At 65.7% G+C, this 23,805-nt stretch carries 7 protein-coding genes; 1 reads left to right on the top strand and 6 read right to left on the bottom strand.

Annotation, left to right across the window (positions count from 1 at the left end; translation table 11 throughout):
• Position 1 precedes the first annotated feature (1 nt).
• The 3 genes from CKW37_RS10715 to CKW37_RS10705 all read right to left on the bottom strand — a co-directional run bounded on the left by CKW37_RS10715 (position 2) and on the right by CKW37_RS10705 (position 15,490).
• Complete coding sequence (locus CKW37_RS10715; RefSeq protein WP_095155662.1) at positions 2–10,948, bottom strand: non-ribosomal peptide synthetase; 10,947 nt, start codon at positions 10,946–10,948, stop codon at positions 2–4.
• A complete protein-coding gene (locus CKW37_RS10710; protein ID WP_095155661.1) occupies positions 10,945–14,316 on the bottom strand; it encodes a non-ribosomal peptide synthetase in 3,372 nt (1,123 codons plus the stop codon). Before CKW37_RS10710 ends, CKW37_RS10715 begins: the two co-directional genes overlap by 4 nt.
• Before the next feature lie 196 nt (positions 14,317–14,512).
• Entirely contained in the window at positions 14,513–15,490 is a 978-nt protein-coding gene (locus CKW37_RS10705) for a TauD/TfdA family dioxygenase (protein WP_095155660.1), read from the bottom strand.
• A 268-nt stretch (positions 15,491–15,758) separates the two neighbouring features.
• On the opposite strand from CKW37_RS10705, the gene CKW37_RS10700 reads away from it, so the two are divergent.
• On the top strand, positions 15,759–16,940 hold the full coding sequence (locus tag CKW37_RS10700; RefSeq protein WP_095155659.1) for a PepSY domain-containing protein: 1,182 nt from the start codon (positions 15,759–15,761) through the stop codon (positions 16,938–16,940).
• Positions 16,941–17,007: 67 nt separating this feature from the next.
• Here CKW37_RS10700 and CKW37_RS10695 read toward each other — a convergent pair whose 3' ends face one another.
• From CKW37_RS10695 to CKW37_RS10685, 3 genes are all read right to left on the bottom strand, one after another.
• Positions 17,008–17,229, bottom strand: coding sequence for an MbtH family protein (locus CKW37_RS10695; RefSeq protein WP_095155658.1), 222 nt, complete (start codon positions 17,227–17,229; stop codon positions 17,008–17,010).
• A gap of 82 nt (positions 17,230–17,311) precedes the next feature.
• Positions 17,312–18,706, bottom strand: coding sequence for an aspartate aminotransferase family protein (locus CKW37_RS10690; protein ID WP_095155657.1), 1,395 nt, complete (start codon positions 18,704–18,706; stop codon positions 17,312–17,314).
• A gap of 164 nt (positions 18,707–18,870) precedes the next feature.
• Positions 18,871–23,805: non-ribosomal peptide synthetase (locus CKW37_RS10685; RefSeq protein ID WP_143501974.1), on the bottom strand; the 4,935-nt coding region annotated here is incomplete at its 5' end.

The raw sequence follows: 23,805 nt of genomic DNA, 5'->3' as shown, positions 1-23,805 counted from the left end.
CTCAGGCTCCTGCCATTTCGTTCATCATTTTTTCGATATCGGACAAGCCGTCTTCGGTCAGCGACAGACCGGTGCTCTCGAATGCCTGGATAAAATCGTTCAATTGCGGTTTCTCGAAAATGAGGCGCAGCGGTACATCGATACCGAGGCCGAAATGGATTCTTGAAATTAGCTGCGCCGCCAGCAACGAATGCCCGCCCAGCTCGAAGAAGTCGTCGGTCAGCCCCACGCGCTCGACGTTCAGCACCTCGGCCCAGAGCGCGGCCAGTTGCTGTTCCAGTTCGCTGACCGGCGCCACGTAGACGTTGTGCAGCGGGCTGGCATCGGGCTTGGGCAGGGCCTTGCGGTCCAGCTTGCCGTTGGGGGTCTGCGGCATTTTTTCCAGCCACACCAAGTGGCTCGGCACCATGTAGTCCGGCAGGCCCGCCTTGAGATGGGTCTTGAGTTCGCTGCGCAGCGCGGTGCTGTCTTCGTCACCGATCAGGTAGGCCGCCAACTGCTTGTGGCCGCTGACCTCGATATCGATCACCACCGCTTCGTGTACGGCTGGGTGCTCCAGCAGCCGTGCCTCGATCTCGCCCAGTTCGATACGGAAACCGCGAATCTTCACTTGATGATCGAGACGCCCGGCGTACTCGATCACGCCATTGGCGTGGTAACGCGCCAGGTCGCCGGTGCGGTACAGGCGGCCGCCATTGCTGGAGAACGGATCAGGAATAAAGCGCTCCGCGGTCAACGATGGGCGCTGGTGATAACCCCGGGCCAGGCCGTCGCCGCCGATCAGCAACTCGCCACGGGCGCCTATCGGCAGCACGTCGAGATCGTCGCTGATGATATGCAGCGTGGTGTTGGCCAGTGGCTTGCCCAGCCACACGTCGTCGCTTTCGGTGAGGTAATGGCGCGCCGACCAGATAGTGGTTTCGGTCGGGCCGTAGACGTTCCATACATGCCCGGCCTGATCGATCAGGCGCTGGGCCAGTTCGGCACTTAGCGCTTCGCCGCCGCAAAGGAGGGTCTTGCCGGCCAGTGCGCCAGTCGGTGCCACGTCGAGGATCATCCGCCAGCTCGATGGCGTGGCCTGGATCACCGTCACGTTCTGCCTGGCGATCACGTTCAGCAGCGCTTGTGGGTCCTTGTTCTGGTGCGTGCTCAGCAGCACCACCGCGGCGCCGCGAATCAGCGGCAGGTAGAGTTCCAAACCGGCGATATCGAAGGACAGCGAGGTCAGTTGCAGGACCCGATCTTCGCCCGTGATGCCCGGCTGATCGGCCATGCTGCTGAGGAAGTTGACCAGCGCCTGATGGTGAATGGTCACGCCTTTGGGCAAACCGGTGGAACCGGAGGTGTAGATGGCGTAGGCCAGATTGTCCGGGCCAGCGAGCACCGCCAGGTTGTCCTGGCCGTAGCCATCCAGCCAGTCGCCGTCCTGGTCCAGGCACAGGTTGGCGATGCCGGCCGGAACCGGCAGTTGCGCCAGCAGCGAGGACTGGGTCAGCAGCAGTTTCAGGCCGCTGTCTTCCATCATGTAAGCCAGGCGATCCGGCGGGAAATCCGGGTCCAGCGGCACATAGGCGCCGCCGGCCTTGAGGATCGCCAGCAGGCCAACCACCATTTCCAGCGAACGCTCCAGCGCGACACCTACCAGCACGTCCGGGCCCACGCCCAGTTCGCGCAGCTTGTGGGCCAGTTGATTAGCGCGGGAGTTCAGTTGTGCATAACTCAGCGACGCATCACCGAGCACCAACGCCTTGGCATCCGGCGTCGCCAGCACCTGAACCTCGAACAGCGCCGGCAGGCACTGTTCACGCGGGTAATCGGCCTCGCTGCGGTTCCACTCGACGAGAATCTGCTGGCGCTCGGCGGCGTCCAGCAGCGGCAAGGCCGCGACCCGCTGACCGGCATCGACGCAGATGCCTTGCAGCAGGTTGCGCCAGTGTCCGGCCAGACGCTCGATGGTCGCGGCGTCGAACAGCGCGGTGGCGTAACTCAGTTCGGCAAACAGGCCACGGGCATGCTCGGAGGTGTTCAGGGTCAGGTCGAACTGTGCGGCGTGGCTGTCCGACTCCAGCCCTTCGACGGTCAGGCCAGGCAGCTCGCGGCCCGCGCCCTTGACCTCGGTCTGGTGGTTGAACATCACCTGGAACAGCGGGCTGTGGCTGAGGCTGCGCTGCGGCTGCAACGCTTCCACCAACTGCTCGAACGGCAACTCCTGATGGGCCTGGGCCTGCAACGCGGTCTGTTTGACCTGTTGCAGCAGTTGCGTGAAGGTCTCGCCCGCGGCGAATTCGGCCTTGAGCACTTGGGTGTTGACGAAGAAGCCGATCAGCCCCTCGGTCTCGGCCCGGGTGCGGTTGGCAATCGGCACGCCGACGCGGATATCGGCCTGGCCGCTGTGACGGTGCAACAGGGTCTGGAACGACGCCAGCAACAGCATGAACAGCGTCACGCCCTGCTGCCGCGCCACCTGCTTGAGGTTCTCTACCAATGCGCCGTCCAGCGCGATGGCGCAGCGCGCACCCGCCAGTTGCTGGATCGCCGGACGTGGGCGGTCCATCGGCAATTCCAGCACCGGCTGCTCGCCGCCCAATTGCGCGGTCCAGTAGTCCAGTTGCCGGGCTTTCTCGCCGGCTTCCATCCAGGTGCGTTGCCACAGGGCATAGTCGGCGTACTGGATCGGCAAGGCGCCGAGCGGGGTTTCCCGACCCTGGCTGAAGCCTTCGTACAGGCGCACCAGTTCATCGACCATGATCGGCATCGACCAGCCATCGGAGACGATGTGGTGCTGGGTCAGCACCAGCACATGCTCGTGCTCGCCCAGGTGCAGCAACTTGACCCGCAGCAGCGGCCCCTGTTGCAGATCGAACGGCCGCTGCACTTCCTGCTCGACACAGACCCGCAGGGTTTCGCCCGGCGCCAGTTGCTCCACCGCCAGCACGAACGGCGCTGCCGGATGCACCACCTGCACCGCCTGCTCGCCGTCCTGGCGGAAGGTGGTGCGCAGGGTTTCGTGGCGGGCGATCAGGGCGGCGAAGCTCGACTCCAGCGCTTCGATATCCAGCGAGCCCTTCAGGCGCAAGGCGACGGGAATGTTGTAGGCGGCGCTGTCCGGCTCCAGTTGCCAGAGGAACCACTGGCGTTGCTGGGCGTAAGACAACAGCAGCGGCTGGTGGCGATCAGCGTGGGTAAACGCGGGGGCACTGTTGGCGGCGCCCTGCCCGGCTGCCGCAGCGAACGCGGCCAGATCCTCGGCCTCGAACAGGTTGCGCAACGACAGTTCCAACCCCAGTTGCTGGCGCACACGCGACACCACCTGGGTCGCCAGCAGCGAGTGGCCGCCCAGCGCGAAGAAGTTGTCAGTCAGGCCGACCTGTTCGACTTTCAGCACCTCGGCCCAGATGGCCGCCAGTTGCTGCTCCAGTTCGCTGACCGGTGCCACATACTCGCCTTGCAGTTGCGCCGCATCGGGCTTGGGCAGGGCCTTGCGGTCCAGCTTGCCGTTGGCGGTCAGTGGCATGGCGTCGAGCACGATCAGGTGCGTCGGCACCATGTAGTCCGGCAGGTTGGCTTTCAGGTGCGCCTTCAGGGTTTCGCGCAGTTCGTGCTGATCCTGTTCCAGCGCGCTTGGCACCAGATACGCCGCCAGTTGCTGCCCGCTCGGGCCCTCCACCGCCAGCACGATCACCTCGCGCACCGCCGCATGTTCTTGCAGGCGCGCTTCGATTTCGCCCAGCTCGATACGGAACCCGCGAATCTTCACTTGATGGTCGATGCGCCCGGCGTATTCGATCACGTCCTCGGCGCGGTAACGCGCCAGGTCGCCGGTGCGGTACAGGCGGCTGCCGTCCTTGGCGAACGGGTTCGGCACGAAGCGCTCGGCGGTCAGCGCCGCGCGGTTGTGGTAACCACGGGCCAGGCCGGCGTGGCCGACGTGCAACTCACCGCTGACGCCCAAGGCCACCGGGTTGAAATCAGTGTCCAGCACATGCCACGACAGGTCCGGGATGGCCACGCCAATTGGGCTGACATCGGCCTGCAACAGGTCGGTTTTGCTGATCGGACGATAGGTCACGTGCACCGTGGTTTCGGTGATGCCGTACATGTTGATCAGTTGCGGTTTCTGGTCGCCGAAACGCTCGAACCAGGGCTGCAAGCTGCCGATATCCAGCGCTTCGCCGCCAAATACCACATAACGCAGCGCCAGTTCGGCGGACGACTCACAGGCCACCCGCGCCAATTGCTTGAACGCCGATGGCGTCTGGTTCAGCACGGTGACGTTTTCGGAAACCAGCAACTGGTGGAAGTCTTCCGGCGAACGGGTCACTTCACGCGGCACCACCACCAGACGGCCGCCGTACATCAGCGCGCCGAAAATCTCCCAGACCGAGAAGTCGAAGGCGTAGGAGTGGAACAGAGTCCAGACATCGTTTCCGTCGAAGTTGAACCACTCATCCGTGGCCTTGAACAGGCGCAGCACGTTGTGATGCGGCAGCAGCGTGCCCTTTGGTTTACCCGTGGAACCCGAGGTGTAGATCACATAGGCCAAGTTGTCCGGCGAGGTCAGGTGGACCGGGTTTTCAATGCTGTAGCCGTCCAGCGACTCGTCCAATTTGAGACTTTGCACGCCCTCTGGAACCGGCAAGTTCGACAGCAGATGAGACTGGGCCAACAGCAGCTTGATGCCGCTGTCCTCCATCATGTAGCTCAGCCGGTCCTGCGGATAATCCGGGTCCAGCGGCACATAGGCGCCACCCGCCTTGAGGATCGCCAGCACGCCGACCAGCATCTCGAACCCGCGCTCGACCGACAGCCCGACCAGCACATCCGGCCCCACGCCTTGCTCGCGCAGTTTATGCGCAAGCTGGTTGGCCCGGGCATTGAGCGCCGCGTAGGTCAGGTGCTCGCCGCTAAAGCTCAGCGCCACGGCGTCCGGCACGCGGGCCGCCTGGGCTTCGATCATCTGATGAACGCACTGCTCGCTCGGATAACGCGCCACATCCTGCTGCCAGCCACTTGGCAGGGCCAGTTCGCCCAGCGGCGCGGCGGCATCGACGATCAACGCGCCCAGCAGATGATTGAAATGCGCCGCCAGTTGCGCCACCGCCTGCTCGCCGAAGTGGCGTCGGTCGTGGCTGATGCGCAGCGACAGGCGTTCGCCGGTGTTGACCACCAGGGTCAGCGGGTAATGGGTCTGCTCCTGGCTGTGCACATCGCCGAACACCAGCCCGTCTGGCGCGGCCTGTTGCAGCGCCTCGGACACCGGGTAGTTCTCGAACACCAGGATCGAGTCGAACAGCGCTTCGCCCGCCCAGCCGGCCCAGCGCTGCACGTCGTACAGCGGCGTGTGCTCGAACTCGCGCAGGGCGAGGTTCTGGCCCTGCACCTGTTGCACCCAGTCGGCGACGCGCTGCTCGGAACGCGGGCTGCCCACCACCGGCAAGGTGTTGATGAACAGGCCAAGCTGCTCTTCCACACCCGCCAGCTCGGCCGGACGCCCGGCCACGGTGGCGCCGAAGGTCACGCTGGACTGACCGGTGTAGCGTTGCAGCAGCAGCAACCACGCGGCCTGCACCAGAGTGTTCAGCGTGACCCGCTGATCGCGGGCGAACTCGCCGAGGCGACCGGACAAGTCCGCGTCGAGGTCTTCCAGGTACTCGCCGTAGCCCTCGCCATCGGCGGCGCCCTTGAAGGCCTGGGCCAGCCGCGTCGGCTCGTTCAGGTCAGCCAGTTGCTCCCGCCAGAAACGCTGGCCGGCCGCGGCATCCTGGCCTTGCAGCCAGCGAATGTAGTCGCGGTAGCGGCTGCCCTGACGCGAAATCGGCGCGCCGGCATAGCGTTGCAGCACTTCGCCGAGCATCCGCGAACTGCTCCAGCCATCCATCAGGATGTGGTGGCTGGTGTAGATCAGTTGATGACGGTTATCCCCGGTACGGACCAGCGCCAGCCGCAGCAGCGGGCCTTCGGCCAGTTCGAAGCCGTGGTCGCGCTCGGCGCGGGCCCAGTCGTCGATCCAGGTGTCGCGGTCGGCCTGTTCGCGGGCGTCGATTTCGACGAACGCCAGCTCCACCTCGCGCTGCACCACTTGCAAGGGCTGGTCGCCCTCGGTGACGAAAACACTGCGCAGCACTTCGTGGTTATCCAGCAGCGCCTGCCAGGCCGCGCGCAGACGTGCGGCATCCAGGCCCTCGACGTCCACCCGCAACTGGTTGATGTAGTTGCCGGCCTCTTTCGCGTAGAGGCTGTGGAACAGCATGCCCTGCTGCATTGGCGACAGCGGGTAGATGTCCTCGATACCGGCGGCGGGCACCGGCAGGCGATCAAGTTGCGCCTGGCTCAGGGTCGCCAGCGGGAAGTCCGAGGGCGTGACGCCCTGGTGGCCGGCCACGCAATGTTCGATCAGCGCGGTCAGGGTCCGCTCGTAGTCGCGGGCCAGGGCTTCGATGGTGGCGGGCTGGAACATTTCGCGGCTGAACGCCCATTCCAGGCGCAACTGGCCGTCATAGACCTGGCCATTGATGCTCAGCCAGTTGCCCAGCGGGCCCTCCGGGCACAGCGGCTGGCCGCCGTTTTCGCTGGCCGGCACGAACAGCGCGCCGTGCTGGCGATCGAAGCTGGCGTCGAACTGGCCCAGGTAGTTGAAGGTCACCCGCGCTTGCGGCAGGGCCGCCAGTTCATGGGCGAAATCGACATCACCGAGGTAACGCAGCAGGCCGAAGCCGATGCCCTTGGCCGGCACGCCGCGCAGTTGTTCCTTGATCGCGCAGATCGAAGCAGCGGCGGTGGCCGCGGGCGTCAGGCGGACCGGGAACAGGCTGCTGAACCAACCCACGGTGCGGCTCAGGTCGACGTCCTCGAAGAGGTCTTCGCGGCCATGGCCTTCCAACTGGATCAGCACCGACGGCTGCTGGCTCCACTGGCACAGCACCTGGGCCAGGGCGGTCAGCAGCAGGTCGTTGACCTGGGTGCGGTAGGCCGCCGGGGCAACCTTGAGCAGTTGCGCGGTCAGTTCCGCGCTCAGGTGCGACGCGGCATGGGCGGCGTCGGCAATCCGCGGCTTGGCCTGGGCGTTGTCACGCGGCAGCGCGTCTTCGGCGCCGGCCAGGGTGGCGCGCCAGTAATCACGCTCGGCTTCCAGCGTCGGGCTGGCGGCATAGCCATGCAGTTTTTCCGCCCAGGCCTTGAGCGACGTGCTCTTGGCCGGCAGGCCCGGCGCGCGGCCGGCGGCGATGGCGCCGTAGGCCTGTTGCAGGTCTTCCAGCAACACGCGCCAGGACACCCCGTCCACCACCAGGTGATGGATCACCAGCAGCAGGCGCTGTTCGCCGGCCGGCAGCTTGACCAGCAAAGCCCGCAGCAACGGGCCGTTTTTCAGGTCGAGGCTGCGCTGGGCTTCATCGGCCAGCGCCTCGAGGCCGGAGGCATCGTCGAGGTCGCGGGTCCACAGCAGTTCGGCGCTGTTGAGCGGCGCGAACACCGCCTGCCAGCCGGCGTACTGCCGGGCGAAATTCAGGCGCAGCGCATCGTGCTGTTCGACCAGCGCCAACAGCGCCGCCAGCAGGTGCGCGGCGTCGAGCGGCTGGGTCGGGGTGAGCAGCACCGACTGGTTCCAGTGCTGGCGCGCGGGAATGTCCAGTTCGAAGAAGCGCGCCTGGATCGGCAGCAGCGGCAGGTTGCCGCTGATCTGCTCGACCACCGCGGCGACCGCCTTTTTCTCGATCAGCTTGGCCACCGAGGCCAGTTGGCCGATGGTCTGTTTTTCGAACAGTTGCTTGGGGCTGAGCTTGAGGCCCTGGCGCTTGGCCCGGGCGATGATTTGCAGGCTGAGAATCGAGTCACCGCCCAGCTCGAAGAAGTTGTCGGTGCTGCCGACCTGTTCCAGCTTGAGCACGTCGCACCAGATGGCCGCGAGCTTTTCCTCGATCTCGCCTTGCGGGGCGACATAGCGCTGCTTGACCGCGCCCGGCTTGGGCAGGGCCTTGCGGTCGAGCTTGCCGTTGGCGGTCAGCGGCAATTGCTCCAGCAGGACGATCTGCGCCGGCACCATATACTCCGGCAGGCGCTCGGCCAGTTGCTCGCGCAGGGCCTCGGCCTGTACGCCGCTGACCACGCACCAGGCCAGCAGTTGCAGGCGCGACTCGTCGCCGTCCTGCGGCTCGGCCAGCACCACCGCCTGAGCCACCGCCGGCAAGGCTTGCAGGACGCGCGCAACTTCCGCCGGCTCGACGCGGTAACCGCGAATCTTCACCTGATCGTCGGCACGGCCAATGAATTCCAGTTGCCCCTGGTGGTTGAACCGGACCCGGTCGCCGCTGCGGTACAGCCGCGCGCCCGCCGGGCCATGGGGATCGGGAATGAAGCGTTCGGCGGTCAGCGCCGGCTGGCCGAGGTAACCCAGGGCCACGCTGTCGCCACCGATATACAACTCGCCCGGCACCCGCGGCGCCACGCCGTTGAGCACGTCGTCCAGGACCCGCACGCAGGCGCCCGGCAGCGGCGTGCCGACCGGCACCACCTGGGGCAGCGGATCTTCCGCGCCGACTTCGTGGGTCAGTACGCCGACCGTGGTTTCGCTGGGGCCGTAGTGGTTGATGAAACGGCACTGCGGACGCAGGCGTCGAACCTGTTCCACCAGCCCCGTCGGGCAGGCTTCGCCGCCGACGATCAGGGCATGACGCGGCAGCACGTCGGCGGCACGGGATGCCTGCAACAGCGCGGCGAGGTGGCCGGGGACAATCTTCAGCACGCCCACCTGGTGGGTCGCCATGTAGTCGGCGAACGCATCCGGGTCGAAGCCCAGCGCTTCCGGCAGCACATGCAGGGTGCGACCGGCGCACAACGCGCCGAACAGCACGGTGTGGCCGAGGTCGGCGGCGATGGTGGAGGCCAGCGCCATGCTCGCTTCCGGCGCCAGTTCCAGGCGCGTGAGCAGGCCGCGCACATAGCTGGCCAAGGCACCGTGGCTGACCAGCACGCCCTTGGGCAGGCCGGTGGAGCCGGAGGTGTGGATCACGTAGGCCGGGGTCTCGGCGTCGACGTTCAGTGCCGGCGCGGTGGCCGGCTGCGCCTGCCAGGTCAGCGGGTCGTAGGCCAGCGCGGCGCAACCGTCGACCTTCAGCGAGGTCAGCCGCGCATCGCCCGCGGCGCACAGCAGCACCCGCGCACGGGCGCGTTCGAGCATCTGTTGCAGGCGCGCCTCCGGTGCCTTGGCGTCCAGCGGCATGTACACCGCGCCGACCTTGAGGGTCGCCAGCAACGCGGTCAGCCATTCCAGCGAGCGCTCCATCAGCAGCGCCACCGGTTGGCCCGGACTGACGCCCAGCGCCAACAAGTGCTGGGCCAGACGGTTGGCGGCTTCGTCCAGTTCGCGGTAGCTCAGGCTTTCACTCAGGCAGCGCGCGGCCAGGGCATCGGGCCGCTGCGCGACATGACGGTTCCACTGTTCCAGCACCAGCGGCGCGTCGGCCAGCGGTGCCTGCGCTTGCGACTGCGGCAGGGCGCCGAGGCTGAGCAGCGGCGCCCGTGGCGCTTCCAGCAGTTCATCGAACAGCGCCAGCAGCGACGGGATGAACGCTTCCACGGTGCTGCGCTGGTAGAGGTCGCTGGCGTAGGTCAGGTCGCCGTGGATCAGCGTGCCGTCGTCGGTGATGTCCAGCGCCAGGTCGAAGTGCGCGCCCTCGCGGTGCAGCGGGTACTCGCTGACCTCCAGGCCCGGCAACTTCAGCGACAGCTCCTGCTTGAGCACCACGTTCTGGTTGAACTTGGCCTGGAACAGCGGGTTGTGGCCGAGGCTGCGCTCCGGCGCCAGGCGGTCCACCAATTGCTCGAACGGCACGTCCTGATGCGCCTGGGCATCGAACGAGGTTTCGCGAATCTGACCGAGCAGATCGAGGTAGCTCAGGCGCTCGTCGATCTGGCAACGCAGCACCTGGGTGTTGATGAAGAAGCCGATCAGGCCCTCGGTCTCCGCGCGGCCACGGTTGGCGTTGGGCACGCCGATACGGATATCGCGCTGCCCGGACTGACGGGAAAGGAACAGCGAAAAGCCCGCCAGCACCAGCATGAACAGGCTCATGCCCTGGCCACGGGCGAAGGCGTTCAGGCGCTGCGAACGCTCCACGCCGAAATCGAAGGCGAGGCGCTCGCCACGGAAGCTCTGGCTTGGAGGCCGCGGGAAATCCTGGGCGGCCTCCAGCAGCGGTTGCTCGTCACCCAACTGACGCTGCCAGTAATCCAGTTGCCGCTCGCCCTCCCCAGCCTCCAGCCAACTGCGTTGCCAGATGGCGTAGTCGGCGTATTGCAGCGGCAGCGCCGGCAGGTTGGGCTCGCTGCCCTGGCTGTACGCCTGATAGCTCTGGGCGAACTCCTTGACCATCACGTCCATCGACCAGCCGTCGGAAACGATGTGGTGCATGCTCACCACCAGCACGAAATCCTCGGCGCCGAGCTGGAACAGGTTGGCGCGCAGCAGCGGCCCGTTGATCAGGTCGAAGGGCCGCGCGGTGGCCGCGCCGACCTGGCGGACCAGTTCGGCATCGCGCTGGTCAGCGGCGACGGCGCGCAGGTCGCTGCGTTCCACAGTCATCGACAACGACGGCAGGATCACCTGGCACGGCTGCTCGCCATCGCTGCGGAACACCGTGCGCAGCACTTCGTGGCGCTGCAGCAGCAGGTCGAAAGCGCGTTGCAGGGCACGGTCATCGAGTTGCCCGCGCAAGCGCAGGCCGGTGGTCATCTTGTAGGCGTCGCTGGACGGGTCGAGCTGCCAGAGGAACAGCAGGCGCTGCTGGGCGTAGGACAGCGGGATCAGCGCGACGTCATGGCGGCTTTCCGCGATGGGCAGCAGGCTGAAATCCTTGCCGTCCTGGCGAAGCTTGGCGAGGAACTGGCGGCGCTGGTCGAGGGACATACCGACAAAACGTTTGGCGATACGTGCAGTTGTGGTCCCGCTCATGCTCCTACTTCCTCCAGAGAATCCATGAACTGGTCCATGTCGTCCCAGTCATCGTCAGTCGTGGTCGTCGTCAGCGCCGCCACTTCGGCGGCCAGCTCGCTCAGCAGCGGCTTTTCGAACAGAGTGCGCAGCGGCAGGCTGACGCTCAGGTGTTTCTTGATCCGCGCGATCATCTGCGCGGCCAGCAGCGAATGGCCGCCCAGCTCGAAGAAGCTGTCATTCAGGCCAACGCGCTCGATCTTCAGCACCTCGGCCCAGATCGCCGCCAGTTGTTGCTCAAGCTCAGTGACCGGCGCGACATAGGCGGTTTGCGACTGGGTGGTGTCCGGTTTCGGCAGCGCCTTGCGGTCGAGCTTGCCGTTCGGGGTCAACGGCATGGCGGCCAGCAGCACGAAGTGGGTTGGCACCATGTAGTCCGGCAGGCTCGCCTTCAGTGCGGCTTTCAGATCCTCGCGCAGCGCCTCGGCATCGACCTCACCACGGGCGACCAGATACGCCGCAAGCTGCTTGCCCTGTGGACCGTCGATATCCAGCACCACCGCTTCGCGGATCGCCGGATGCTCTTGCAGGCGGGTTTCGATTTCGCCCAGCTCGATGCGGTAGCCGCGGATTTTCACCTGATGGTCGGCGCGGCCGACGTATTCGAGAACACCATCGGCGCGGCGGCGTGCCAGGTCGCCGGTGCGGTAGAGCCGCTCGCCCGGCGCGCCGAACGGGTTCGGCACGAACACCGGTGTGGTGCGACGCGGGTCGGCGACATAGCCGCGACCGACGCCTGTACCCGCCACGCACAACTCGCCGACGGCACCCAGCGGCACCAGCTCCAGCGCGTCGTCCAGCAGGTAGATCAGGTTGTTGTCGGTCGGCGTGCCGATCGGCAGGTAGGTGCTTTGCGTGGAATCCAGATCGACGCGGAAGAACGCCACGTCGTCCGAGCATTCGGCCGGGCCATAGGCGTTTACCAGACCGATCTGTGGATAACGTTGCAGCCACTGGCGAGCCAGTTCAGGCGGCATGGCTTCGCCGGTCGGCAGCATCCAGCGCAGGCCGTCGAGGCTGACGCGCTCTTCGGCCAGCAGGCCCTGGATCAACGACGGCACGCTTTCCAGCACGCTGATGCCTTGCGCTTGAACGTGAGCCAGCAGCGCCTGCGGATCGCGGGCGATTTCGTTCGGCACGATATCCACGCGGGCACCGAACAGCGGCGCGGCGAGGAACTGCCAGACGGAAATATCGAAGCTCTGCGAGGCGGTTTGCGCGATTACATCGGAGTCGCTCAAATCCAGATACGGCACCTTGCTCAACTGGTTGTTGAGCATGCCGCGCTGCTCGACCGTCACGCCTTTCGGCAGGCCGGTGGAACCAGAGGTGAAGATCACGTAGGCGAGGTTGTCCGGGGCGCTGTAGCGGCCAGGGTTATCCACAGACACCCCGCTCTGCTGGACCTGTTCCCAGACCAGCAGGTGCACCGGGCTTTCCAGCGCGGCCAACAGTTCGCGGGCCTGCGCCTCGCACTCGGCGCTGCACACCAGCACCGGCGCACCGCTCTGCGCGATCACACCGCTCAGGCGCTGGTTCGGCAAGGCCGGGTCCAGCGGCAGGTAGCCGGCGCCGGCCTTGAAGCTGCCGACGATCATGCCCAGCAGGTCCGGGCCACGCTCGGCCAGCAAAGCAATCGGTTGATCGAAGCCAGCGCCCGCCGCAATCAGCGCATGGCCGAGGCGGTTGGCGGCGGCGTTGAGTTCGGCGTAGGTGTCCTGACGCTCAAGGCACGAGACGGCGATGCGCTCGGGATGCGCGGCGACCTGCTCTTCGAACAGCGCCACATAACTGCGCTCCAGCGGGTATTCATGGGCGCTCTGATTACAGCCCTCGACCAGAAAGGCGCGTTCTTCCGCGCCCAGCATGGGCAACGCCCCCAACCGGGCATTGGCGTCGGCACACAGGGCGCGCAGCAGATTGCGCCAGTGGCCGGCCATGCGCTCGATGGTCGGGCGCTCGAACAGGTCGGTGGCGTAGGTGAACGACGCCGTCAGGTGCTCGCCTTCACCCGTGGTTTCCAGCATCAGGTCACAGGCGATGGCGTGGTCGCGGTTGTCTTCCGCCAGTTGCTCCGCGTCCAGCCCTTCGACCCGCAGGCCGCAGGCCAGTTGATTGCCGCCGATGTCATTGGCCTGTGGCCGGTGGTTGTACATGGCCTGGAACAGTGGGTTGCGGCTCTGCCCGCGGGCCACTTGCAGACCGTCGGCCAGTGCATCGAACGGCAGCTCCTGATGGGCCTGAGCGCCCAGCGCAGCCTGGCGCACGGTCTGCAGAAGATCGGCGAAACGGCTGTCGCCGCGCACTTCGCTGCGCAGCACCTGGGTGTTGACGAAGAAGCCGATCAGGCCCTCGGTTTCGCTGCGGGTACGGTTGGCGATCAGGCCGCCGACACGAATATCGGTCTGGCCGCTGTAGCGGTGCAGCAGCACCTTGAACGACGCCAGCAACACCACGAACAGGGTGACGCCCTGGCGCTGGGCCAGGGCTTGCAGGTTTTTCAGCAGGTCGCCGTCGAGGGCGATATCCAGGTGCCGGCCCTTCTGGCTAGGCACGGCGGGATGAGGACGGTCAGCGGGCATTTCCAGCACGGGGTGCTCGTCGCCCAGGTGACCGCGCCAGTACTCCAGTTGCCGCGCCTGCTCGCCGGCTTCCAGCCAGGCCCGCTGCCACAGGGCGTAATCGCGGTACTGCACGGCGAGCGGCTGGATCTGCGGGGTGAGGCCTTGCGCCAGCGCATCGTAGTAGCCCATGCACTCGTCCAGCAGCACGCCCATGGACCAGCCGTCGGTGATGATGTGGTGCAGGGTCAGCAGCAAAATAAAGCGGTCGGCGGCGAGTCGGAGCAACTGCACGCGGAACAGCGGGCCCTGCTCCAGATCGAAGGGCCGATTCGCCTCCTCGGCCATCGCCTCGCGGACCTGGAGCGAGCCCGCGACATCGCGGACCTCGATACGCACCGGCGCGGCAGCGGCGACACGCTGCGTGGCCTGTTCGTCATCCTGGAAGAAGGTGGTGCGCAGGCTTTCGTGGCGCTCTACCAGCAAACCGAAGGCGCGCTCGAGCGCGGGGATATCGAGGGCGCCGTTGAGGCAGACGGAAATCGGCAGGTTGAAGCCGGCGGACAGGGGGTCGAGCTGCCAGAGAAACCACATGCGCTGCTGGGCATAAGACAACCCGTCACGCCCGGCCACGCCTTCACAGGAAGGGATGGGAAACAGGGCGAAGTCCACCTCTTCGCGGCGCAGCGCATCGAGGAACAGGCTGCGTTTTTCGGCAGGCAACTCGACAAAGCGACGGGCGAGTTTCTGGGCGTGTTCGGCATTCATGGGGTGTGTCCTTGCTGATCGGCGTGACCATGGGTGGGTCGTATCAACAAGAACGAATAGGAATGGAAATATTTAGCAAGGAATGAAGGTGTGGGGACCAAGGGAGCCCTTCGCGAGCAAGCTCGCTCCTACCAGGACCAAACCCCTTAGGAGCGAGCTTGCTCGCGAAGCGCCCACACACCCTGAAAACCGTAAATCAGCGCTCGGAATGCCCCTGCGCCATCGCCACCACCACCTTGCGCTTGCCGGTGAACGGCGAGCGCGCATGGGCCGCGAGCATGTTGTCGAGCATCATCACGTCGTTCTCCAGCCACGGGAACTTGATGGTGCACTCGTCCAGCACGCCGCGCACTTCGTCGAGCAGATCGACCTCGATCGGCGAGCCGTCGCCGTAATAGACGTTACGCGGCAGGTCTTCCTCGTCCACCACGTCCAGCAGGCTTTCCCGCACTTCCGCCTGCAAATTGGAGATGTGGAACAGGTGCGCCTGGTTGAACCAGACCCTGTCCTGGGTGACCGGGTGGCGCGCCACCGACTGGCAGATCTGCCGGGTGCGCAGCTCGCCGTCGTCCTTCCACTCGCACTGGATCGAATGCGCGCGGCAATAGGCCTCGACCACGCTTTCGTCCTCGGTGTTGAACACCTGGCTCCAATCCACGTCGAGGCCGTTGCCGTAGTTGCGCACGTACATCAGCTTCTTCTCGATGAAGCGATCGCGGATCCGCGCCGGGATCTTGCGGTAGACCTCGCGGCTGTCGGCAATCGGCGTCTCGCCGCCGGTCTCGGCGGCGATCATGCTGTAGAACCAGATGCGCATCGGCCAATCGAGGGTGTAGGCCTGCTCGTTGTGCAACGGGATGCTCTGGTGCGCCGGGTACTCGGTGGAGGTGTAGACGCCCTTGGTCACGTTGCTGCGCGGCGTGGAGCCGAACTCGTAGCTGAGCAGCGGGTCACCGAAACCCGCGGCGAACTCGCGAAAGCGCTCGGCACCGCCCACCTCGAAACCACGGAACAGGATGCCGCCGGCGGTGTACAGGTGCTGCGCCACCAGCGGCTTGAACTCGCCCAGCGCTTCCATCAGATCCAGGCCGGGTTCAGGCGCCTCGATCAACATGGGCAAGGTGCCCGCCCCGGCCAGCAAGGGTCGGATGTCCAAACTCAACGCATGACTCATGAAATTTCTCCCTGAAGGGTGCAATCGCCCGAGCCCCAGCGGTCAGGCGCGACACCGGTGTCCTGATGGAACGTACGGCCTTGGCGGAAAATTAAGTCCGCCGGTCTTACCTCCGTGAAACATCTGCTTGCATCTCTGTTACATCTTTTCCTTAAAGCCAGCCCGCCGTTACTCGTTCAGGTAAGGATGCAGCGGCCGCGGCGGCCGCTTTCACCGACACCGAAAGCCCGGGGCGCGCCCCTGGAGCTTGCAGCGAGAGCGTTACCCCATGTCGAAGAAGTCCCGTTCGAAAATCTGGTTCCTGGTGCACAGTTGGCTGGCGCTGCCGATCTGGTTTTTCGTGCTGATCGTCTGCGTGACGGGCACCCTGGCGGTGGTCAGCAAGGAAATCATGTGGCTGGCCAACCCCGAAATGCGCGCCAACCCGCCCTCGGATGACGCCGAGCGCCTGAGCTTCGAGCAGGTCAGGAACAACCTTGCCACGACCCACCCGGAAGCCATCGTCGGCACCTTCTTCCAGCCGGACGGTGACTACTTCGCCCTGAACGTCTCCGTGACCTTCCCTGACGGCCGCGCCACCATCGCCTACGTCAACCCTTACACCGGCGACATCCAGGGCTACGTCCCCAACTTCGACTTCCGCCGCTTCACCCGAGCCCTGCATGGCTGGTGGCTGGTGCCGATGACCAGCGGCTATTCCTGGGGCTGGTACCTGGTTTCCATCCTCGGCTTGCCGATGCTGGCCTCGCTGATTACCGGGCTAGTGGTCTACAAGCGGTTCTGGAAGGGATTCTTCAAACCGGTCCTGCGTTTCAGCCACGGTGCACGGATCTTCTGGGGCGACTTCCACCGCCTGAGCGGAATCTGGTCGATCTGGTTCATCGCGGTCATCTCCATCACCGGCACCTGGTTCCTGATCCAGGCGATCCTGGGCGACAACCAGATCAGTATTTCCAGCTACTCCCCGGTGTCCTCGGTGATCGCCCACGACAGCGTTCCACTGAGCACCGATGGCACGCCACCGCCAATGATCAGCCTCGATCGGGCCCTGAGCATCGCCCAGGAAAAAGTACCGGGCCTGGACGGCAGCAACGTGCTGTTGCCGAGCAACACCTACGGCACCCTGGTGGCTGCCGGGCGCAGTTGGTATCCGTTGATGTACCAGATGGTGGAAATCCACCCCTATACCGGCGAAATCACCTCTTCGCGCCTGCTCTCGGACCGCACACCGCTGGAGTTCGTCACCGAATCGATGCGCCCGCTGCACACCGGCGATTTCGGCGGCATCTGGATCAAGCTGATCTGGGCGTTCTTCGGCCTGCTGTTGTCGATGATGGTCCTCAGCGGCCTGCTGATCTGGAGCAAGCGCACCGCACTGGCAACAGCGGCGGCGTTGAAACGCACGACCAAGGAAGAACGCAAGCGCATGAAGGCGGACTCACTGGTTTAAGCGAGACCGCCCCGGAAACAAAAACGCCCCGGCCAAAAACCGGGGCGTTTTCACAAGCCGCGCTCACTCACTGCGCGGCCTGCGCCTCCATCTTCTGCCGCAGGCTCAGCGGACGCATGTCGGTCCACACCTCTTCGATGTAGGCCAGGCAGTCCTTCTTCAGCCCGCTCTTGCCCACGGTGCGCCAGCCGCTCGGTACTTCCTTGTACTCCGGCCAGATGGAATATTGCTCCTCGTGGTTGACCACTACCTGGAACACGATGTCGTCGCGGTCAAATACTGAAGTCATTGTTGCTCTCCGTCGTTATCAAGCCAGGCCGCGCCACCCGCGCGGCCCTCTTGTGGAATGAACGTATCGCTACGCCAGAAAATTACAGGCTGGCCACCGCGGCAGCCAGGGCACGGCCGAAAATGGCCGAGACTTCATCGATCTGCTCGGCGGTGATCACCAGCGGCGGCAGGAAGCGCACCACGCTGCCATGCCGGCCACCCAGCTCGAGAATCAGCCCGCGCTTGAGGCATTCGCGCTGCACCAGCGGCGCCAGGCGCGGGAAGTACGGCGCGTGACCGCGGGCATCCGGCTCGCCGCTCGGGTCCACCAGTTCGACGCCCAGCATCAACCCGCGTCCACGGATATCACCCAGTTGCGGATAATCCTGTTGCAGGTCGTGCAGGTGTGCGCTCAGGCGCTCGCCCATGGCGGCGGCGTGCTCGCAGACGTTGTGCTCCTTGAGGTAGCGAATCACCGCCGAACCCGCGGCCATCGCCATCTGATTGCCACGGAAGGTGCCGGCATGGGCGCCCGGCGACCACGTGTCCAGCCACTCCCGATAGACCATTACCGCCAGCGGCAGGCTGCCGCCGATGGCCTTGGACATGACCACCACGTCCGGGATGATGCCGGCGTGTTCGAAGGCGAACATCTTGCCGGTACGGGCAAAGCCGCTCTGGATTTCATCGACGATCAGCGCCACGCCGGCTTTCTCGGTGATGGCGCGCACACCGCGCAGCCAGTCGAGGTCCGCCGGAATCACGCCGCCCTCGCCCTGCACCACCTCGACGATCACCGCCGCCGGCAGTTGCACGCCGGCTTCCGGGTCGCTCAGCAGGTTCTGCAGGTAATTCAGGTTGGCCTTGACCCCGGCCGCGCCGCCGAGCCCGAACGGGCAACGGTAGTCGTAGGGATAGGGCATGAATTGCACGCCGCTGGTGAGCAGCGCGCCCAGTGGACGTTTCGGCCCCAGGCTGCCCATCAGGCTCAGCGCGCCCTGGCTCATGCCGTGATAACCGCCCTGGAACGACAGCACGGTGCTGCGCCCGGTGGCGGTGCGCACCAGTTTCAGCGCGGCTTCCACCGCGTCGGTGCCGGTCGGGCCGCAGAACTGGATCTTCGCTTCCGCCGCCAGCGCCGGCGGCAGGATGCTGAACAGGTCCTGGACGAACTGGTCCTTCACCGGCGTGGTGAGGTCCAGAGTGTGCAGCGGCAGTTCATCCGCCAGCACTTGTTGAATGGCCTCGATCACCACCGGGTGGTTGTGGCCCAGCGCCAGGGTGCCGGCACCGGCCAGGCAGTCGATGAAACGGCGACCTTCGACGTCCTCGACGTGCAGGCCCTTGGCGCGTTTCAGCGCCAGCGGGATGCGTCGCGGATAGCTGCGCGCGTTGGATTCCTGGCGGCTTTGCCGGGCCAGCAGCGGCGACTCGTCGAACTCGTAGAGCGTCTCGTCGGCGTCCTGACCTTCGGTAAACCTGATAGCGACTGACATCTGTGCAACCCTCAAAAAGAGTGGATGAGGCGAACCGTTAGCCGCCTGTTTCACCCGGCGTTGATGCGGGTGAAACAGGCATTCATTCCTTCCTTGAAAAACGCGTCAGGGCGTCGCGGATTTACAGCGTGCGACAGCTTTTTTCCGCAACGCCCGCCCGCGGCTTAAAGCGCCTCCAGTTCCGCCATCAGGTCCGACAGGCGGTCGACCTTGGCCTCGTCGATGCGCGTGTCTTGCTGGCCGTCGATGTACTGCGCCAACGCCTGCAAGGTGTTGAGTTCGAACATCGCCCGCAGCGGCACGTGATGCCCCAGTTCCTTCTGCACCCGGCTGACGATTTGCGTCGCCAGCAACGAGTGCCCGCCCAGTTCGAAGAAGTCGTCGCTCATGCCGACCTTCTCGACTTTCAGGACGTCGGCCCAGATCGCCGCCAGTTGTCGCTCCAGCTCGGTGGCCGGTGCGACATAGGCCGCGTGCGCATGGCCAATGTCCGGTTGCGGCAGGGCCTTGCGATCGAGCTTGCCGTTCGGCGTCAGCGGCAACTGTTCAAGGAACAGCCACTGCGTCGGCACCATGAAGCCCGGCAGGTCCTGGCCCAGCAGCGCCTTGAGCTCGGCGACCAGTTCGTCGCCCTGACCACCCACGACCCAGGCCACCAGTTGCGTGCCATTCGCGGTTTCCTTCGCCAGCACCACCGCCTCGCGGACGGCGGCATGCCGGAGGATCTGCGCTTCGATCTCTCCCAGTTCGATACGCAAACCGCGAATCTTCACCTGATGGTCGATACGACCGAGGTAGTCGATCACGCCGTCGGCGCGGTAGCGCACCAGGTCGCCGGTGCGGTACAGACGGGCGCCCGGGGTGAACGGATCCGGCACGAAACGCTCGGCCGTCAGGTCTGGACGCTGGTGATAACCACGGGCCAGCGAGTCGCCGCCGACGTACAGCTCGCCGGCGCTACCCACCGGGCAGACCTGCAAGTTGGCGTCCAGCACATAGGTGCGCACGTTGCTGATCGGCCGGCCGATGGCAGCGATCGCCGTGTCCACCGGCCCCTCGATCAGCAGGCTGCTGGTGTCGATGGTCGCTTCGGTCGGGCCGTACAGGTTGTAGACCTGACCGTTCCACTGCTGACGCAGTTGCTCCACCAGCGCCGCGCTCAGCCCCTCGCCACCGAAGGCCAGGGTGCGCAGCGAATCCAGTTGGCCGCCCTTCACGTCCGGCAACAACGCCTGAAGTACCGACGGCGCCAATTGCAGGATGCTGATCTGGTGCTCGGCCACTTCGCTCCAGAGCAACGACAAATCATCGCTCAGCGCCGGGCTGGCGAGGACCAGTTGCGCGCCGTTCAGCAGCGGCAGCCAGAATTCCCAAACCGAGGCGTCGAAGCTGAACGCGGTCTTCTGCAGCACGCGGTCATGCGGTGCCAGTTTCAGCTCGTTCTGCATCCACAGCATGTGGTTGGTCAGCGCGCCATGGCGGATTTCCACGCCTTTTGGCCGGCCAGTGGAGCCGGAGGTGTAGATCACGTAGGCGAGGTTATCCGGGTGCAGGTGAACCTGCGGCGGCGCGATGTCAGTGCTGTCCTGCCAGTCGATCAGCAGGTCCAGTTCCAGGCTGCGCACCTGCTCGCTCACCGGCAATTGCGCCAGCAGCGACGACTGGGTCAGCAACAGGCGAATGCCACTGTCGCGCAGCATGTAATCCAGACGCTCACGCGGGTACGCCGGGTCCAGAGGCACATAAGCGCCGCCGGCCTTGAGGATCGCCAGCAAGCCGACCACCATTTCCAGGCTGCGCTCCAGCGAGATCCCCACCAGCACGTCCGGGCCCACGCCCAGTTCACGCAGACGGTGCGCCAGACGATTGGCCTGACGGTCCAGTTCGGCGTAGCTCAGTTGCCGTTCGCCAAGGATCAGCGCCACGGCGTCCGGTGTGGCTTGCACCTGCGCCTCGATCAGGTCATGAATCGGTGCGTCGGCAAAGGCCACTGCCGTGTCATTCCAGTCCTGAAGCAAGTGCTGGCGCTCGGCGTCGTCCAGCAGCGGCAGTTCGCCCAGCAATGCCCGGGCGTCGCTGGCCAACGCCTGCAACAGGTGTTCGAAATGCCTGGCCAGTTGCGTGATGGCCGGCGCATCGAAATGACCGCGGTCATAACTCATCGACAGCACCAGTCGCTCGCCCGCCTCCACAGCCAGGGTCAGCGGATAGTGGGTCTGCTCCTGCGCGATCACGTTGTCGAACACCAGCGACTGCGGCGATGCCTGTTGCAGCGCCTCGGCGATCGGGTAGTTCTCGAAGACCATGATCGAGTCGAACAGCGACTCGCCACCCCAGCCCGCCCAGCGCTGGACTTCGTACAGCGGCGAATGTTCGTGCTCGCGCAGGGCCAGGTTGAGGGCCTGCACTTGCTGCACCCATTCGCCCACGGTCTGCTCGGCACGCGGGCTGCCCGCCACCGGCAGGGTGTTGATGAACAGACCAAGCTGCTCTTCGACACCCGGCAGGTCCGCCGGACGCCCGGCCACAGTGGCGCCGAAGGTGACGCTGGCCTGGCCGGTGTAGCGTTGCAGCAGCAACATCCACGCTGCTTGCAGCAAGGTGTTGAGGGTCACGCGCTGATCCCGGGCGAACTCGCCCAGACGCGTATTCGCGGCCTCGGCGAAGACATGGCGGTGCTCGCCATGTCCCCGTCCCTGCTCCGCCGCGTGGAAGCACGGCACCAGACGGGTCGGCTCATCCAGCTCAGCCAGTTGTTCGCTCCAGAAGCGTTCACTGGCCTGGGCATCCTGGCCGTGCAGCCACTGGATGTAATCCTGGTAGCGACCGCGTGGCGCCGGCACCGCTTCGCCGCGGTAGTGCATCAGCACCTCGCCCAGCAGGCGCGAACTGCTCCAGCCGTCGAGCAGGATATGGTGGCTGGTGTACACCAGATGCCAACTGTTCTCACCGGTGCGCAACAGGGTCAGGCGCAACAGGGCCTCGCGCTCCAGATCGAAACCACGCTGCTTGTCGGCCTCGGCGTAGGCGGCAAGCGCCGCCGGCAGGTCGACGCGGCCGCGCCAGTCCTGAACCTCGAACGGCACTGCCAGTTGTTTGCGGATCACCTGCAACGGCTGGCCGAAACTGCTGACGAAATTCGCCCGCAGCACGTCATGGCTGTCCACCACCGCCTGCCACGCCGCCTGGAAGCGCGGCACATCGAGGCCGCGCACGTCGGCGCGCATCTGGTTGATGTAGCTGGCGCCTTCTTGCTCGAACAGGCTGTGGAACAGCATGCCCTGCTGCATCGGCGACAGTGGATACAGGTCGGCGATCTCGCCGGCCGCCAGCGGGAACTGGTCCAGTTGCAGTTGGCTCAGGCCGGCCAGCGGGAAGTCCGACGGCGTCACGCCGCCCACGCCAGCGCTGACACAGTGCGCGATCAATCGGGCCAGTTCGTCGGCGTAGTCGTCCGCCAGACGCTGGATGGTCGCCGGGTCGAACACCTCGCCACTGAAGGTCCAGGCCAGCGACAGTTCGCCGCCGGCGACCTGGCCGTCGATGCTCAGCAGGCTGCCCAGCGGCGCCAGCGGGCTGACGCCCTGGCCACAGCTTTCGCTGGCCGGAACCAACAGGCCGTCACTGACACCGGCATCGAACTGGCCGAGGTAGTTGAAGACGATGTTGCCTTGCGCCAGCGCGCCGAGGGTGCGCCGCGCCTGGTCGTCACCCAGATGACGCAGCACGCCGTAACCGATGCCCTTGTCCGGCACCGCGCGCAGTTGCTCCTTGATCGCCTTGATCGAGTCGGCCAGTTCCAGCGCCGGGGTCAGCTTCACCGGATACAGGCTGGTGAACCAGCCGACGGTGCGGGTGATGTCCAGGTCGTCGAACAGCTCTTCGCGGCCATGGCCTTCCAGGCGCACCAAGGTTTCGGCGCGGCCGGTCCAGCGCGCGATGACTCGCGCCAGCGCGGTCAACAGCAGGTCGTTGATCTGCGTGCGGTAGGCCGCGGGAGCGTCCTGCAGCAATTGGCGAGTCAGCTCGCGGTCGAGTCGCGTCGCGACCGACAGCGCATGCCGCTGCTGCTGGCTGCCGTCGACGCGGTCGCACGGCAGCTCATCGCTGACGCCTTGCAACTGCGCCTGCCACCAGCCCAGTTGCGCCGCCAGCGCCGGGCTGCCGGCATGGCGTTGCAACTGCTCGGCCCAGTGCTTGAACGAGCTGGTCTTGCGTGGCAAGGCCAGCGCGGCGCCGGTCGCCAGGGCGGCATAGGCGTTCTGCAAGTCTTCCAGCAGGATCCGCCAGGACACGCCGTCCACCACCAGGTGATGGATCACCAGCAGCAGGCGCTGCTCGTCCTCGGGCAGGTTGACCAACAGCGCGCGCAGCAGCGGACCGTTTTGCAGATCTAGGCTGCGTTGGGCGTCATCGGCCAGTGCGGTCAACTGATCGCGGCTGGACAGTTCGCGCACCCACAACGACTCGGTGGCCTGCGCCTGGAAATACGCGCCGTCCCGGCTGAAGCGCGCCCGCAGGACATCATGCTGAGCCAGCACGGCCTGCAACGCCGCCGCCAGCACATCAGCCTGCAACGCTTCACGCGGCGCCAGCATCAGCGCCTGGTTCCACTGGTGCGGTTGCGGAATCTCGCTGTCGAAGAACCAGCGCTGGATCGGCGTCAACGGCGCCTCACCGACAACCGGCCCCTGCTCGGCCTGCACCGCCGAAGCACGGCTCGCCACCTGGGCGATGCCCTGCACGGTCTGGCGCTGGAACAGGTCTTTGGGGCTGAACACGATGCCCGCCTGACGCGCACGGCTGACCACCTGAATGGAGATGATCGAGTCGCCGCCCAGCTCGAAGAAGTTGTCGGTAACGCCGACTTTCTCCAGCTTGAGGACGTCGGCCCAGATCGCGGCCAGTTGGGTTTCCAGCGCATTCGCCGGCGCGACATAGGCGGCTTGTGACTGGCTGATATCCGGCTTCGGCAGCGCACGGCGGTCCAGCTTGCCGTTGGCGCTCAGCGGCATTTTCTCCAGCAGTACGAAGTGGCTGGGGACCATGAACTCGGGCAGATGGGCCTTCAGATGCGCCTTGAGCGCGTCTTTCAACTC

Source organism: Pseudomonas sp. Irchel 3E13 (genome assembly GCF_900187455.1).
GTDB lineage: Bacteria > Pseudomonadota > Gammaproteobacteria > Pseudomonadales > Pseudomonadaceae > Aquipseudomonas.
Note: the sequence above shows the minus strand (reverse complement) of the source record. Positions and strands in the feature narration are given on the sequence as shown.

Bases quoted from the DNA above. Each gene is read 5' to 3' on its own strand.
- CKW37_RS10715 (WP_095155662.1), bottom strand. From the start codon at position 10,948: ATGAGCGGGACCACAACTGCACGTATCGCCAAACGTTTTGTCGGTATG.
- CKW37_RS10695 (WP_095155658.1), bottom strand. From the start codon at position 17,229: ATGACTTCAGTATTTGACCGCGACGACATCGTGTTCCAGGTAGTGGTC.
- CKW37_RS10690 (WP_095155657.1), bottom strand. From the start codon at position 18,706: ATGTCAGTCGCTATCAGGTTTACCGAAGGTCAGGACGCCGACGAGACG.
- CKW37_RS10710 (WP_095155661.1), bottom strand. From the start codon at position 14,316: ATGAATGCCGAACACGCCCAGAAACTCGCCCGTCGCTTTGTCGAGTTG.
- CKW37_RS10700 (WP_095155659.1), top strand. From the start codon at position 15,759: ATGTCGAAGAAGTCCCGTTCGAAAATCTGGTTCCTGGTGCACAGTTGG.
- CKW37_RS10705 (WP_095155660.1), bottom strand. From the start codon at position 15,490: ATGAGTCATGCGTTGAGTTTGGACATCCGACCCTTGCTGGCCGGGGCG.